The sequence below is a fragment of the Variibacter gotjawalensis genome, assembly GCF_002355335.1.
Lineage (GTDB): Bacteria > Pseudomonadota > Alphaproteobacteria > Rhizobiales > Xanthobacteraceae > Variibacter > Variibacter gotjawalensis.
On sequence record NZ_AP014946.1, the window covers coordinates 2,104,020 to 2,118,225 of the forward strand.

The window sequence follows — 14,206 nt, forward strand, 5'->3', positions numbered from 1 at the left end:
CGGCGACTGGATATGTTCAGGATGCTAGTCGCTCCAACCCGAGCAAAGGATATCTTTCGACCGCGCCCTTCCAAAGGGCGCTGACGATGTCGTCTCGCTCCTTCGAGTTCGCAAAGCGGCACGCTTTGCATTGGCGACAATGCCTGGATCTATCAGCAGGCTGAAGCCGCAGTGTCGAACGTCCGAAAAGCGTGCGCGGATTAATTTGCGGACCTTACAGCAATGGGGTCTAAACGTTGGCCTTCGCGATTGGAGAGGCAGAATGACCGAGTTTCCACCCGAAGCGCCAAAGCATCACGAGATGCCCCAGATCGTGATGAGGGGGCTCCCCGGTGGTTTGCTCCAGCTTGAAATCAAAGGCGTTGTGCCAGTCGAGGTCGGCACACGGCTAATGCAAATACTGAGCGATTATCGCGATAGCGAACTGAACCCTACATCTTAGCCCACCTGTTGCGCTTCAGCTTTTCGACCTTGATTCTAACGAAATGGAAGCCGCGCTCGCGTCGCGTCTCGGCAACGCTCCGGGGCTTCTTTGGCATCATAGACGATCAGGTGGGTCGCAATCTCCCTGCTGAAACCGAATGGTCTAGGTCTTGCCGACCGACGGTCGCAGCGAAGCGAGTGCACGCAAGAACGGCTCGACAATACGATCGGGTAGGGGACTTAAGCCGTCTTTGGACATCGTCAAATGTGGTGCGCGAATCCGTAATGTGTCCAGCCGCTAGCTTTTGTGCTGACGGCAGCCGCCATGCGCGAGTGCGCTCCGGAAAAACTTTTTCGCAGCGTAACACTAGGCAACGCCGCTCTCCCGCGCGTCGGTGAGTCCAGGCATTCTTCCGACTGCTAAGGACAAGGACGCGATCGCGATGGGGGTCGCGTAAAAGTATCCAAACGTAGCTTTAGCTATCTGACGGCGGCCGAACTACCGCGTCGTCAGACCCATTGCCATCCACAAAACGCTCAGCACGCAGAAGCAGAGAGCACCGTACATCGCCGCGTTGACGAACAGCGGCAGATAGGTGCTCGGCGCTTTGACGGTGGTGCTCGTGATGTTGACGATCCGCCCCCAGCCGCGACGCGCCATGCCATCCACGGTGGCACGCATCAGCTCGATCGGCGTCAGCATGTTGGCCAGTAGGGCATCCTGCCAATCGGACACTTCAAGCTCGCGGAAGTCGCGCGGCGAGGGGCCGCCCGCATTGGTGACGACGATGTCGAAAGCAGCCGCCTCGCGATAAGCCAGTTGCGCAGCTCCTTGCAAAGCGGCTTCGCGGCCATGCGGCGTAGTGATGTCGGCGGAAACCGGAACGACGTTGGCGCCCATGGTGCGCAATTCGGCGGCGGTTTGCTCGAGCGCCTCGATGCCGCGTGCGACGAGAACGATATCCGCCTCTTCGCGCGCAAGCGCCGCCGCGCAGGCACGACCGAGCCCTTTGCTGCCTGCGCAAATAAGAGCAGCTTTGCCCTTCAACCCGAGATCCACTGCGGCACCCTTGTTGCTCCAACTCTCGTAGGATCGACCGAGAGGGACTTGCAAGGCCGCGAGCGACTTTCGACACAGGGTTACGGCTAAAGCCGATGCATGTCTTTACGTCTCGCCATTGCCGCTGTTGCTTGTCGTGTCCGGTTCGCAGCTGTGATCGGCCAATACTACAGCAAACGCCCCGGCAAAAAACCGGGGCGTTGGAGGTTTGTTGTGGCTAACGATCGCTCGCTAGATTTGCAGCTAACCGCATTCCTGACGATAGCGGCGGCAGTTGCCGTAGCCACGCTCGCCGTAGTCGCAGGCTTCGCGCAGACGCGCGCAATAACCTCGCCCGGCGCCGCGCTCGCGATAATAGCGACCATCGTTATATTCACGAGGCCGCCGGCTTTCGGAACGATAGCGGTCGTGCACGTCGACACCGACGCCGCCCGGTCCGACATAGACGGATTGTGCCGAAGCTGCGGCCGGCAACAGAACCGAAAGCGCAACCGCGCCGGCTAAGAAAATCTTCGTCATTGTTTTCTCCCTGTTGGGTCCCAGCTCGTCATGCATGGGTATAGGAGAACAACGTTCTTGCACCCCGGACCGTTCCGTTGTCGTGACCCGAATCCTATGCGTCGTAATCCAAGCGGTGATGCGGCACCACCGGTTGAACTTTCCGCGAAGCTTTGTCGGATCGGATCGTCACCCAACGTCTTTCAAACGAGAGCAACAAACACAGGAGAGCGGAATGATCACCATCAGCGCCATGAAATGGGCGCCGCCGTTCGCCGCGGGTTCCGTGCGCGACTATCGCGCGCGGTGGATCCTCAACGAAGTCGGCTGGCCGTATCGCGTCCATTTGGTCGATGCGCCGGAACTTGCCGGCGAGACTTACGCCGAGCAGCAGCCGTTCGGCCAAGTGCCGTATATGGAAGAAGACGGGCGACCGACGCTGTTCGAAACCGGCGCAATCGTGATCGATGTCGCAACGCGCGCCGACAAACTCATTCCGGCAGACGACGCAGAACGATCGAGCGTGCTCTGCTGGGTCATCGCGGCGCTCAACTCGCTCGAACCCGCATTGATGAATGTTGCCGAGGTCGAGTTCTTCATCGACGACAAACAGCAGCGCGAGGCGCGTCGCCCGAGCGTCGTTGCTTTCGCAACGAAACGTCTCGGCCAGCTCGACGCCGCGCTCGGCGAGCGAACATGGCTTGTCGGCGACACCTTCACGATCGCGGACCTGATGGTCGCGTCCGTGCTGCGGCTCGCCGATATGCAAAAGATGATCAAGCAATTACCGCGGCTCGTGGCGTATCGCGAGCGGTGCCTCGCGCGCCCGGCTTATCGCCAAGCCGTGGCGGACCAGCGCGCAACCATCGCGGAGCACCAACAATCCGACATGCGATACGGCGAAACGGAGCAATGACAATGGCTGACGTCGTGGAAGAGATACTCGGCGTCCTGCGCGAGCAGGAAAAGGCGACCGCAAGCGGCGATGCCGCAAGCGTCGTCGCGCCTATGGCGACCGATATCGTGACCTACGATCTGCCGCCGCCGCTTGAATATCACGGGGCAGGTGAGCCTGCGGCCGATGGCCTGCGCGCATGGTTCGCGACCTGGCGCGGTCCGGTGACGGTCGAGTTGCGCGACCCGACAGTTATGGTCGACGGCAACCTCGCCGTCGTCTTTGGCCTCAGTCACATGCGCGGGCAGAAGAAGGACGGCGGGAGCATCGATACGTGGAACCGGCGAACCGTCGTGCTGCGCCGTAACGGCGGCGGAGACTGGCGCATTGTCCATGAGCATTCGTCCTATCCGCTGCGCATGGACGGCAGCGGCAAAGCCGCGACGGACTTGAAGCCCTGACGCGGAACGATGTCGAACGGTGGCTCCGCAGTGCCCGGGCTGAAAGAGCCGCGCTGCGGATGCGCGGCGTGTGCCTCGCTTGAGCCGCATCCGCGCCTATCCGCTCACGATCGACAAGCTAATCGGCGCCGGTACCGCCTCATTGTAGGGGGGCTTTGCGTTTCGCTCAGCGATCGAAGCCGGTCACGAAACCAGAACGGCATCCCGGCGTTGTCAGCCGGGTTCTGGAGACTTGTTTGAATGTCGTCGCGTCGCATGAAGGTTTCATTAGTCGATCTGCATTCGGCGGAGGGCGGACGAGCCGTCGACGAACTTTTCGCCTTTCATGTTCTTTCACCGTTCATGCGTGGCGGGTCCCACGAAGGCGACGGGCACGCTGCGCTGGTCATTCCAGGCCTTCTTGCCGGCGATCGATCAACGGAAGATCTGAGGGATCTGCTGCAAGCGCGCGGATACAACGCCTTCGGCTGGGAGCAGGGCCGAAACTACGGGCCACGTCCGGGTGTTGAAGATCGGCTGTTGGCGCAGCTCAACCGTCTGCATGCGGCGTATGGGCCGGTCAGTCTGATCGGCTGGAGCCTCGGCGGGCTCTATGCGCGAGAGCTCGCAAAGCGAGCGCCCGACTGCGTCAGGCAGGTGATCACGCTCGGGAGTCCCATCGGCCGCGCCGACGAGGCCGCGCCGCATGCGAGCCGCGTGTTCAAATTTCTGAATGGGACTATGGATCCGGCACGCCTTCTTGAACTGCAGCATCCGCCGCCGGTTCCGCTCACAGCAGTATTCAGTAAGAGCGACGGCGTCTGCGGATGGGAAGCCTGTCTGCAGGAACAGACGCGTCACGCTGAAAGCGTCGAGATTCACGGAAGCCATCTCGGGCTGGGCCACAATCTCGCGGTTGTTCATGTCATTTGTGACCGGTTGGCGCAGCCGGTCGGCGATTGGCGCCCGTTTGAACCGGGAGCTTTGTGGCGTTGGGCGTTTCCGTTTCGGGAAGAAGCCATGTCACCGGCTTGTGATGCGCCGCGCGGCACATAAGTTCACGGCTTGATGCGGAACTGGGTCGATCTCCGGCTGTTGATAAGCACGTACAACCCGGGAGTTTTCGCAATGGATAAAGATCGCATCACAGGCGCCGCCAAGCAGGTCAAAGGCTCGCTGAAGGAAGTCGCCGGCAAAGTGACCGGCGATGCAAAGCTCGAAGCTGAAGGCAAAGCAGACAAGGTTGAGGGCAAGGTCCAAAACACCGTCGGCGGTGTGAAGGATACGTTGCGCGGCAAATAGAGCTGCACATCAGCGTTTACTCATAGAACGGCCGCGCCGACACTTCGGAGCGGCCGTTATGTTTTTCACCGCGACGTCGCACAGCGACGGTCTGACGAGGGGTTCATCACATCCGCGGTTGATCGCCGTCCGGCGGCACCGGGTCGACGAGAGGCCTGTCGCCGTCCGGCCCCGGTTGCGGCGGATTTTCGACCGGCACGGGCTGGTTCGGCTCTTCGGGCGGGGCTTTCGAGGGTTTGACGGGTTCTTGTGCCATGCCGGTCAACGCCTGCCGGCGGCAGCCGTTCCCGAACACCCTCGTCTGCACCATGCGTGCGCTCAATCCGCATCAATCGCGATTTTTCAGGACCGCAATGAACCGCCGGAGCTTTTGCGGCGTATTGAGTCATATGCAAATGAACGTCACGCGGCGATGGCTGATCATCGCGATATCGTTATTCGGCGCGGGATGTACCGGCTTCGTCAACGTCGTGGCGCCGAAACAAGGCTTCGACGTCGTCAGCAGCCAACCTTACGCAACAGGGTCACGCCGCACCCTCGATATCTACCGGCCGAGCGGCGCTTCCAACAATCCGGTCGTCGTCTTCTTTTACGGCGGCAGCTGGCAATCCGGAAACAAGGAGGATTACGCCTTCGTCGGCAGCACGCTGGCGCGCCTCGGCTACGTCACGATCATCGCGGATTATCGCGTCTTCCCCGCCGTCAAATATCCGGACTTCCTTGCCGATGCAGCCGCTGCCGTCGGCTGGTCGAAGCGCAATGCGGAAAAGTTCGGCGGCGATCCTCGATCATTGTTCGTCGCCGGACATTCGGCCGGCGCCTATATCGCGGCGATGCTCGCGCTGGATTCACGCTGGCTCGCGCGTGAGCGTCTCGATGCTAAACGCGACCTTGCCGGTTGGGTCGGACTCTCGGGTCCGTACGATTTTCTCCCGCTTGAGGATCGAACACTGCAGGTCATCTTCGGTGGCGCAAACAACGCGTCGACGCAGCCAATCTCGTATGTCGGCCGCGGCCATGCGCCGGCGCTGTTGCTGACCGGAGACGCGGACACGACCGTTTTGCCGCGCAACACCCTCAACCTTGCAGCGCGACTGCAGGCGCAGCGGAACAGCGTTTCGGTCCGCACCTATCCGGGGGTTGGGCATGCCCAGACGGTCGGCGCCTTTTCGCCGGCTTTCAGTTTCCTGGCGCCGGCCGTGCAAGACGTTGATGCTTTTCTGCGTGCGCATAAGCGCAACTGAACCAGGCGTGCTTTCGCGACGTATCTCCCATCCGAAAAGAAAAAGGCGCCGACATTGCCGGCGCCTTTTTTGTTTACCGTCCGCCGCCGCCCGGGGCTGATGCGGGCGGCCCGCCGCGCTTGCCGTCGCCGCCGGCCGGATCCGGCGGCGCCATCGTGCGCGCGCGTGATTTGCGCATCTTCTTTGCTTTTTTCATTTTGGCCGCGCTGAGATCCGTTTGCGATTGTGCCGATAAGGATTGTCCGCACGCGCCGCCGGCTGCTTGGGCCGGAGCCAATGCGCCGATCGCGAGGACGGCGCCGAGCGATAAGATCGTAGCGACTCTCATGGTTGCGTTTCCTTGTTTTCGTTGCAGGCAAATCTCAAGTGAAACAGTGCGGCGAATGTTCCGATCCGTTGCGGTCCATGCAAAGCAGCAGGTGCGTTGCGGCCGATGTTGCTGTCGCAGATCAATCCGCGGAGGCGGCTTCACCGCGAACCTGTTCTTTCTTGTCATTGAGTTCGGCTTCGGTTTTCTCTTCGATGCACGCGAAGTCGTTGTGAGCGCCTTTTGTCGCGACGATCAGTTCATCGAGCTTGAGCTGAAGCGCGACGGTGTCGCGGTTCTGCGTATGCTGAATCAGAAACACCATGAGGAACGTGATGATCGTGGTGCCGGTGTTGATCACCAGTTGCCACGTATCCGAATAGCCGAAGACAGGACCGCTCACCGCCCAAATCACGACGATCGCGGTCGCAGCCAGGAAGGCGAAGGGATGTCCGGAGACAGCCGACACCCCACTCGCAAATTTTCCGAAAAGATCGGATGTGTGATGTTGAGAGCTTCCGCCGATGGCGCTGACCGGCAACTGACCGCGCATCTTTTTATACTCCCGCGTCGTCCTGCCGCAGGAAACGGCGTATCGGCGAAAAGGTTCCGGCGGAATGATATGCGCTGCCTATCCGTACGCTCGCGCACGAACCCTCGCTTCGTTGCGTGAGCCAGCTGCGCTGAACTCTCTCGCATCCGTGTGCGTTTGGGTTCATCGACGTTTGGGTTCATCGCCGAAAACCGTCGCCGCCGGCTCTGCGCATGTGCCGCCGAGATGTCAGTCGCAACAAGCGCGCGAAAAGCAATCGGGGGCCGTCGGATGAGTGGATCGCACGTCAGGTGTTTGCGCATCATTCTGCGCTGGGTTCTCGCAATCTTCTTTTTCCTCGGCGGGGTACTGCATCTCGTATTCGCCGAGAAGGTGCTTCTGATCACGCCGGCGTGGGTACCGTATCCAAGCCAGGTGATTTGGCTCACCGGCCTCTTCGAATTCGCCGCAGCAATCGGCCTCCTGTTCGAGCGGTCGCGAGCGATCTGCGGGCTACTTCTTGCGGCCTACGCCCTCGCCGTCTGGCCGGCGAACTTTCACCACGCCTTCACGCATTTTGATCCGCCGGTCATTACGAACTCATGGGCTTACCACGCGCCGCGGCTGGCGCTTCAGCCTGTGATTATCTGGGCCGCGCTGTTCTGCGCGGGCTGGGTGTCCTGGCCGTTGCGCGGGCCTGGGGGAGGGGCTCGCTTGCCGCCCAACATGAATTAGTTGTATTCGGATGACGCGCACCGTCTCTGCGGCGGGCGCCTCGAGACCCGACCTTATGACTCTCAATATTGAAGGCGATCTGGCCGCCGTTCGCGCCATCGCTCAAGTGCCTCAAATCCTGAAGGTTGTGTGCGGAATTGCCGGTGTCGGCTTCGCGGCCGTCGCACGCGTCACGCCTGACCGATGGATCTGTCTCGCCGTCAACGACGAGATCAATTTCGGACTGGCGCCGGGCGGCGAGCTTAAGGTCGAAACCACGATCTGCCACGAGATCAGACAGAGCCGGGAGCTCGTCGTCATCGATGACGTCGATAACGATCCGACCTATTGCGACCATCCGACGCCGGCGATGTACGGCTTCAAGAGCTATATCTCGGTGCCGATTTTTTTGACCGATGGTGAGTTTTTCGGAACGCTGTGCGCAATCCATCCGAAACCCGCATCGCTGAGTCGACCCGCCGTCGTCGATCTTTTCAAACTCTTTGCTGATCTCATGGCGTCGGAGATCAGCGCCAACCGAAACATCGAGGCGGCCAAACAGAATGTCGAAGTGGCCCAGAGCGAATTGAATTTGCGGGAAAAGTTCATCGCGGTTCTCGGCCACGATCTGCGCAATCCGCTGGCTGCTGTGTCATCCGGAGTGCGATTGCTGCAGCGCTCGCCGTCGCCCGAGCGTGCCTCGCAGATTATGCAGCTGATGGACGAGAGCATCGGGCGCATGGTTTCGCTGATCGATAGTCTTTTGGACTTCGCGCGCGGGAAGCTCGGCGGAGGCCTGACGCTCGATTTGTCCGATGAACCGTTGCGCCCGATCCTGTCGCAGGTCGTTGCCGAGCTGCAGATGATCCATCCGGAACGCACCATCGACGCCAAGCTCGACCTCACCGACACGGTCATCGCGGATCGCTTTCGTATCGGGCAGATGTTTTCGAACCTGCTCGGCAACGCATTGGCCTACAGCGACGGCGCGCCGGTTCGCGTCGAAGCCTTCACGCGGAACGGCCGCTTTGTTCTTGCTGTGAGCAACACCGGAGAGGCGATCCCGCAGGATGCGATACCGGGACTTTTCACACCGTTTGCGCGCGGACACACGCGTGCAAAAACTGCGGGCCTTGGTCTCGGTCTCTATATCGTTGCCGAGATAGCCAAGGCGCATCAGGGCGCGATCGACGTGGCGTCTGATCGAACCGCTACGGTGTTCACTTTCAGCATGCCGCTCAAGCCGGGGAACTGAGATTGCGCGGCTTTGCTGTGAGCGGCGACGGAAGCTCAGCGCAGAGCGTCAACCACCGTCTCAAGCCGATACGGCTTCGGCAAGAAGGTCGCATCGGCCGGTAGGTCATCCGCTGACGGCCGATGCTTGCCGCTGGCGACCAAGATGCGGATCGGCGCCCAGCGTTCGCGAACGCGTTTGGCAAGGCACAAGCCGTCCATTGAGCCCGGCATGTCGATATCCGTCACAAGGGCATCGATGTCGCTACGCGATTCCAGAATTTCGATCGCTTCGTCGGCGTTGAATGCGACCAGCGTCACAAAACCCGACTCGGCCAGATGATCTTGCAGGACCATATTGATCAGGTGATCGTCTTCGACGATGAGAACGCAGTGCGTCATGTCGCTCCTCAATAGGGATCAAGGAGGCGACAGGCTCAACCGTTCCTCAAAAAGATGGATAGGCAGCTTGCAGCTCGATTGAGAGCAGCCTTCTACCGTGGAGATCGTCACAGCAGCTTGTCGAGCGTGATCGGCAGATCGCGCACCCGATTTCCGGTCGCGTTGTAGACCGCGTTGGCGACGGCTGCGGCAGTTCCCGTGATGCCAATCTCGCCGACGCCGCGCGCGCCCATCGGCGTATGCGGGTCTGCGATATCAGTCCAAATAACGTCGATCTCGGGCACGTCCATGTGCACCGGCACGTGATATTCCGCGAGGCTGGCATTGGCGATGCGCCCGTTGCGCTCGTCGAACTGCGTCTCCTCCATCAAGGCAAGTCCCAGGCCCATGATGATGCCGCCGCGAAATTGGCTCGCGGCCGTCTTTGCATTGATGATGCGGCCGCAATCGAAGGAGCCGAGGAAGCGGCTGATGCGTATTTCGCCGGTGACCTGATTGACGCGCGCTTCGCAGAACATCGCGCCGTGGCTGTGCATCGACCAATGCATCAGTTCCATCGGCATCGGCGGGCTGGCCTCGACGCTGACGGTGTCACGCTTGGCGCGATCGAGGATGGACGTATAACTCTCGAACCGAGCTTCCTCGTCGGCTTTGCAAATCCCGCCATCGCGGCTCGCGACATCGTCGGGCTTGAGACCGGCGAGAGGACTATCGTTGCCCGCAAGCCGCAGCAATTCTTTCACGAGCGCGCGGTGAGCGGCAATGACCGATGCGCCGATCGACGCTGTCTGTTGCGAGCCTCCGGCGAGCACGACGCCCGGAAGTGTGGAGTCGCCGTAGTTGAAGGTGATGGCGTCGAGCGGCAAACCAAGGCGTTCCGCGCAGACCTGTGTCTGTGCGGTCGCGGTGCCCATACCCATCTCGTGCGCCGCGATATCGATGGTCGCGTGGCCGTCTCGGCGCAGCGTAATCCGCGCGGCTCCGCCCGGCATCCGATAGTACGGATAGGTCGCCGTCGCGCAGCCGACGCCCACCAGCCATTCGCCGTCGGTGCGACTGCGCGGCGTGGCGTCGCGCTCGTGCCACTTGAAGCGCTCGGCGCCTTGCTTCCAAGCGACGTCTATGTGCCGGGCCGAGAACGGAAGGCCGGACGTCGGATCCGTCTCCGGTTCGTTCTTGAGACGAAACTCGATCGGATCCATCGACAGTTTTTCGGCGAGCTCGTCGATGGCGCATTCGAGCGCAAAGGTCCCGACCGACTCACCCGGCGCACGCATGAACGTGTTCGCCAAAGAGTCGAGGTCGACTGTGCGCACGTCGAGGAGGATCGAACCCGCCGCGTAAGCGCTGCGCGTCGGCATGATGAACGGCTCGGGCATCGCGGCGCCCGGGCTCTTCGCCGTCACGCCCGTATGGATCAGCGCGCGGAGATTTCCGTTGCGATCCGCCCCGAGGGCGACCCGCTGTTCGGTCTGTCCGCGACCGCCGACGACACGATAGACACCCTCGCGAGACAGCGTCAGCCGCACGGGCCTGCCGGCGAATTTCGCCGCTGCGGCAGCCAGCATCTGATGCTGCCACAAACATTTGCCGCCGAAGCCGCCGCCGACGAACGGCGATGTCACGATGATCTGCTTTTCATCGATGCCGAACATCTGCGCGAGCGACCAGGCCGTATGGGCGACGAGCTGCGAGGCATCGTGGAGGCGGAGCGTATCGCCCTCCCAGGCCGCCGTAACGCCGTGCAGCTCGATCGCATTGTGATTGTGCCGCGGCGTCGTGAATGTCAGATCGACGCCGACAGGCGACTGCGCGAAGTCGGTGGCTGCGTCTCCGCTCTCGTTGTGCAGCGGCCCGCCCATGAATTGCCCCGGCGACGTACCGCGCGCAATCGCTTCGGCGAGCGAGGTGAGCGCTACGTCCTGCGCGTAGGTCGCATCGATCAGCGTGGCCGCGTGATCGGCCTGCTCCTGCGTTTCCGCCAAAACGACGGCGATCGGCTCACCGTTCCAGCGCACGGAGGCGTCCTGCATCACCGGCGAGGGATCGCCGCCGGCAGCTTTGTCGGCGGTCAGGAAAACCGGAGGCGGGTTGAGCCGCGGTGCGTTCTCGTGCGTCATCACGGCGAAGACGCCGTCGGCGGCTTCCGCCGCGCTGGTGTCGAGCTGCGTGATGGTTCCTTTCGCGACAGTTGCGTAGGCGAGGGCAGCGTAGAGCATGCCGTCGAAACGAAACTCGGCAGCGAACTTTGCTTGCCCGGCAACTTTCAGCGGACCATCGATGCGCGATAGCGGCTTTCCGATGTGGCCATGCTGGTGGCGGATGAGAGGATCCGGCTCTCCGCCCGGTATCCAAGCGTCCGGTGCAATCGCGATGGCTTTCGCCATGGCGCCTTGCACGATGCCTTTCACGGCGCCTTTAGCATCCTCGAAAAAGCTCATCGGCCCGCTCCCGGCGTTGCGCTGAGACCCGCGAGGACGGCGACGATCGTCCGTCTTGCGAGCTCAACTTTGAACGCGTTGAGCGGAAGCGGCGCGGCTGACGCAAGCTCGGCATCAGCGGCGGCCGTGAATGCAGCTGCGTCTGCGGGCTTGCCGATCAACGCGGCTTCCGCCGCAACGGCGCGCCACGGTTTATGCGCAACGCCGCCGAGCGCCAGTCGCGCCTCCGCGACGATCCCGTCTTCGACTTTGAGAGCCGCCGCGACTGAAATTAGCGCGAAGGCATAGCTCGATCGATCGCGCACTTTGCGGTAGGTCGAGTTGCGCGCGACATCCGCCGGCGGCAGTTCGATCGCCGTGATCAGCTCTTTCTCTCCAAGCTGCGTCTCTCGTTCCGGATGCGCGCCCGGCAGCATGTGAAAGTCGCTCAGCGCAATGCGCCGCGCGCCTTCATCACTCTGGACATGGACGACCGCGTCGAGCGCCGCGAGGGCGACCGTCATGTCGGACGGATGCGTCGCGATGCACTGTTTCGAAGCGCCCAGAATGGCGTGGTAGCGATGAAAGCCGCCGATCGCATCGCAGCCTTGTCCAGGATTGCGCTTGTTGCACGCAGCTCCGTCAGCATCATAAAAGTATGTGCACCGTGTGCGCTGAAGCAGATTGCCGGCGACCGTCGCCATGTTGCGGATTTGCGCGCTCGCGCCGGCGACGATGGCACGTGTCAACATGGGGTATCGTTCGCGCACGCGTCGGTCTGCCGCGAGCGCCGTATTCTTGACGGCTGCGCCGATCATGAGGCCGCCGTCGGCCGTGTCGGTCACCGTATCGCTCAGCCCCGTTACGTCGATCAATGCGGTAGGCCGCTCGATCGTCTCGCGCATGAGATCGATGAGGTTCGTGCCGCCGCCGAGAAACTTCGCGCCAGGCGTGCCGATGCGTTTCATCGCGTCGGCCGCATCGGCCGCGCGGCTATAGGTAAATGGCGTCATGCCGCGGTCTCCACGGGCTCGTCTCTTTCGGCGTCCGCATACGTCGCGCTGATTGCCGCAACGATGCCGTTGTGCGCGCCGCAGCGGCAAAGGTTTCCGCTCATCCGCTCGCGAAGTTCGTCGTGTGTCAGCGTGTGTGCTTCGCTAAGAAGATCTTGCGTCACATGGCTCGGAACGCCGGCGCGCAACTCCTCGATCATGCCGACCGCGGAGCAGATTTGTCCCGGCGTGCAATAACCGCATTGAAAGCCGTCGTGCTCGACGAAAGCCTGCTGTAATGGGTGTAGGTTGGTCGGGGTGCCGAGACCTTCGATGGTTGTGATATCGCGCCCCGCGCATTGAACCGCGAGCGAGAGGCACGCCAGAACCCGTCGGCCGTCGACCAGAACCGTGCAGGCGCCGCATGCGCCCTGGTTGCAACCCATTTTGGTGCCGGTGAGATGAAGGTGCTCGCGGAGGAAATCGAGAAGAGAAACGCGCGGATCGCGCGGGAGGTCGACCGTTTTGCCGTTTACGACGATGGCCATGGGTCCTCGCTGCGGACAAAAATTGTGCAGGTGCTCAGTGGATGTGATGCGGCAACGCGATACGGTTAGATCGGTTCCAAATTGGCGCGTGGGAGCTCCGAGACGGTCTCGAGATGCACCGATTCACGGATGCCAATGCGGCATCCCGCACACGCAAGTCGCAACATCCATATGCCCGCCGCGGGAGCGTTTGTCCCGTCAGCACAAACAGCGAGGTTTCTTCACCCGTCGAGGAACGAGTCGGCGAAGGCCGCATTGCCTACGGAGCAATGGAGACGAAAAATGGGTAAGGGTCTTTTACTGTGGTTGATCGGCATCCCGCTTCCGATCGTTCTTCTCATCATGCTGTTCGCGCGCTAAGCGGAGCAGCAAGCCGATGACGGTTGCGGTTTACAAAATTGCTGGTGACGGCGAGCGGTGGCACGTCGAAGTCGACAGCGTCGCCGAGGGTGATTGGGAAACGAAGGAGGCGGCTTACGAAGCTGCCGTCGCGGCGGGCTCGAACGCGATCAAGAAAGGCCTCGGCGTACGCATCGAAGTGCCTGAGCCGCACGGCGAAGCAAGCCTCGGCTGACATACGAACGTAAAAAAAGCCCCGCATAGCGGGGCTTTTTGTTCTGCGTGTTATGCGGCTTCCTGTTGCGCGTGATCATTGACTTCGGATTTTGCAAGCTTGGTCAGGGCCGCGTCGGTCGCTTCTTCTTCCTGCAAGGTCTGATCAAGCAGCGCAACGGCGGCGCTATAACCTAATTCTTCTGCCCAAGTCCGCAGCGTTCCGTAGCGCGAGATCTCGTAGTGTTCGACCGCCTGAGCGGCGGCGAGAAGACCGGCGTCGAGAGCCGGCGTACCTTTAAACTCGCTGATGATCTCTTTGCCTTCCTCGACGATGCCGTTGATGGCAGCGCATGTCTTGCCCTGCGGCTTCTTGCCGATCGACTTGAACACCTTTTCGAGGCGGGCGACTTGCCCGGATGTCTCGCGTTCATGCTTCTTGAAAGCGGCCGCCAAGCTGCGCGAGTTCGCGGCCTTTGCCATCTTGGGCAACGTCTTCAAGATTTTCTTCTCGGCGTAGTAGATGTCCTTCAGCGTGTCGCCGAAAAGGTCTTCCAAGGTCTTTTGCTTTTTCGCCATCGTGTCTGCCTCCAGAGTTAACGCGACGGCAAGCTGTGGCGGACAGAAACGTTCCATCAGGAGTC

At 61.5% G+C, this 14,206-nt stretch carries 19 protein-coding genes; 9 read left to right on the forward strand and 10 right to left on the reverse strand.

Annotated elements, in window-relative coordinates:
- Positions 1–262 precede the first annotated feature (262 nt).
- Positions 263–442, forward strand: coding sequence for a hypothetical protein (locus GJW30_RS10235; protein WP_096354962.1), 180 nt, complete (start codon positions 263–265; stop codon positions 440–442).
- Between the two features lie 480 nt (positions 443–922).
- Here GJW30_RS10235 and GJW30_RS10240 read toward each other — a convergent pair whose 3' ends face one another.
- Positions 923–1,483 carry an SDR family NAD(P)-dependent oxidoreductase gene (locus tag GJW30_RS10240; protein ID WP_096354964.1) on the reverse strand — a complete coding sequence of 187 codons (561 nt, stop codon included), beginning with the start codon at positions 1,481–1,483 and terminating at the stop codon, positions 923–925.
- A 243-nt stretch (positions 1,484–1,726) separates the two neighbouring features.
- On the reverse strand, positions 1,727–2,002 hold the full coding sequence (locus GJW30_RS10245; RefSeq protein ID WP_096354966.1) for a hypothetical protein: 276 nt from the start codon (positions 2,000–2,002) through the stop codon (positions 1,727–1,729).
- Positions 2,003–2,216: 214 nt separating this feature from the next.
- Here GJW30_RS10245 and GJW30_RS10250 point away from each other — a divergent pair, with 214 nt between their 5' ends.
- The 4 genes from GJW30_RS10250 to GJW30_RS10265 all read left to right on the forward strand — a co-directional run bounded on the left by GJW30_RS10250 (position 2,217) and on the right by GJW30_RS10265 (position 4,618).
- On the forward strand, positions 2,217–2,897 hold the full coding sequence (locus tag GJW30_RS10250) for a glutathione S-transferase family protein (RefSeq protein ID WP_096354968.1): 681 nt from the start codon (positions 2,217–2,219) through the stop codon (positions 2,895–2,897).
- 2 nt (positions 2,898–2,899) lie between these two features.
- A complete protein-coding gene (locus GJW30_RS10255) occupies positions 2,900–3,337 on the forward strand; it encodes a YybH family protein (RefSeq protein WP_157746731.1) in 438 nt (145 codons plus the stop codon).
- Between the two features lie 240 nt (positions 3,338–3,577).
- A complete protein-coding gene (locus GJW30_RS10260; RefSeq protein ID WP_096354972.1) occupies positions 3,578–4,372 on the forward strand; it encodes an alpha/beta hydrolase in 795 nt (264 codons plus the stop codon).
- Between the two features lie 72 nt (positions 4,373–4,444).
- Positions 4,445–4,618, forward strand: coding sequence for a CsbD family protein (locus GJW30_RS10265; protein ID WP_096354974.1), 174 nt, complete (start codon positions 4,445–4,447; stop codon positions 4,616–4,618).
- Positions 4,619–4,724: 106 nt separating this feature from the next.
- On the opposite strand, the gene GJW30_RS22660 is transcribed toward GJW30_RS10265, so the two are convergent.
- A complete protein-coding gene (locus GJW30_RS22660; RefSeq protein ID WP_210421559.1) occupies positions 4,725–4,928 on the reverse strand; it encodes a hypothetical protein in 204 nt (67 codons plus the stop codon).
- 85 nt (positions 4,929–5,013) lie between these two features.
- Between GJW30_RS22660 and GJW30_RS10270 the strand changes: the two genes are divergently transcribed.
- Positions 5,014–5,862, forward strand: coding sequence for an alpha/beta hydrolase (locus GJW30_RS10270; RefSeq protein ID WP_166743033.1), 849 nt, complete (start codon positions 5,014–5,016; stop codon positions 5,860–5,862).
- A gap of 73 nt (positions 5,863–5,935) precedes the next feature.
- Here GJW30_RS10270 and GJW30_RS23100 read toward each other — a convergent pair whose 3' ends face one another.
- Together GJW30_RS23100 and GJW30_RS10280 are read right to left on the reverse strand one after the other, a co-directional pair.
- Positions 5,936–6,058: a hypothetical protein gene (locus GJW30_RS23100; RefSeq protein ID WP_283804851.1), complete on the reverse strand. Its 123-nt coding sequence runs from the start codon at positions 6,056–6,058 to the stop codon at positions 5,936–5,938.
- A 253-nt stretch (positions 6,059–6,311) separates the two neighbouring features.
- The gene (locus tag GJW30_RS10280; protein WP_096354980.1) at positions 6,312–6,722 is read right to left on the reverse strand and encodes a low affinity iron permease family protein; all 411 of its coding nucleotides are present in this window, start codon (positions 6,720–6,722) and stop codon (positions 6,312–6,314) included.
- Between the two features lie 294 nt (positions 6,723–7,016).
- On the opposite strand from GJW30_RS10280, the gene GJW30_RS10285 reads away from it, so the two are divergent.
- Together GJW30_RS10285 and GJW30_RS10290 are read left to right on the forward strand one after the other, a co-directional pair.
- The gene (locus tag GJW30_RS10285; RefSeq protein WP_245408720.1) at positions 7,017–7,436 is read left to right on the forward strand and encodes a DoxX family protein; all 420 of its coding nucleotides are present in this window, start codon (positions 7,017–7,019) and stop codon (positions 7,434–7,436) included.
- Positions 7,437–7,491: 55 nt separating this feature from the next.
- Positions 7,492–8,670 (forward strand): GAF domain-containing sensor histidine kinase, encoded by a 1,179-nt coding sequence (locus GJW30_RS10290; RefSeq protein ID WP_096354984.1) that lies wholly within the window; start codon positions 7,492–7,494, stop codon positions 8,668–8,670.
- A gap of 35 nt (positions 8,671–8,705) precedes the next feature.
- Here the strand turns inward: GJW30_RS10290 and GJW30_RS10295 are convergent, their stop codons facing one another.
- The 4 genes from GJW30_RS10295 to GJW30_RS10310 all read right to left on the reverse strand — a co-directional run bounded on the left by GJW30_RS10295 (position 8,706) and on the right by GJW30_RS10310 (position 13,010).
- Positions 8,706–9,050, reverse strand: a complete 345-nt coding sequence (locus GJW30_RS10295; protein WP_096354986.1) for a response regulator — start codon at positions 9,048–9,050, stop codon at positions 8,706–8,708.
- Positions 9,051–9,157: 107 nt separating this feature from the next.
- Complete coding sequence (locus GJW30_RS10300) at positions 9,158–11,437, reverse strand: xanthine dehydrogenase family protein molybdopterin-binding subunit (protein WP_197703810.1); 2,280 nt, start codon at positions 11,435–11,437, stop codon at positions 9,158–9,160.
- A gap of 50 nt (positions 11,438–11,487) precedes the next feature.
- Entirely contained in the window at positions 11,488–12,483 is a 996-nt protein-coding gene (locus tag GJW30_RS10305; protein ID WP_096354990.1) for an FAD binding domain-containing protein, read from the reverse strand.
- Positions 12,480–13,010 carry a 2Fe-2S iron-sulfur cluster-binding protein gene (locus GJW30_RS10310; RefSeq protein ID WP_096354992.1) on the reverse strand — a complete coding sequence of 177 codons (531 nt, stop codon included), beginning with the start codon at positions 13,008–13,010 and terminating at the stop codon, positions 12,480–12,482. The genes GJW30_RS10305 and GJW30_RS10310 overlap by 4 nt, the downstream gene beginning before the upstream one ends.
- Before the next feature lie 376 nt (positions 13,011–13,386).
- Here GJW30_RS10310 and GJW30_RS10320 point away from each other — a divergent pair, with 376 nt between their 5' ends.
- A complete protein-coding gene (locus GJW30_RS10320; protein ID WP_096354996.1) occupies positions 13,387–13,584 on the forward strand; it encodes a hypothetical protein in 198 nt (65 codons plus the stop codon).
- Positions 13,585–13,634: 50 nt separating this feature from the next.
- On the opposite strand, the gene GJW30_RS10325 is transcribed toward GJW30_RS10320, so the two are convergent.
- A complete protein-coding gene (locus tag GJW30_RS10325; RefSeq protein WP_096354998.1) occupies positions 13,635–14,141 on the reverse strand; it encodes a YciE/YciF ferroxidase family protein in 507 nt (168 codons plus the stop codon).
- Positions 14,142–14,206: the final 65 nt, after the last annotated feature.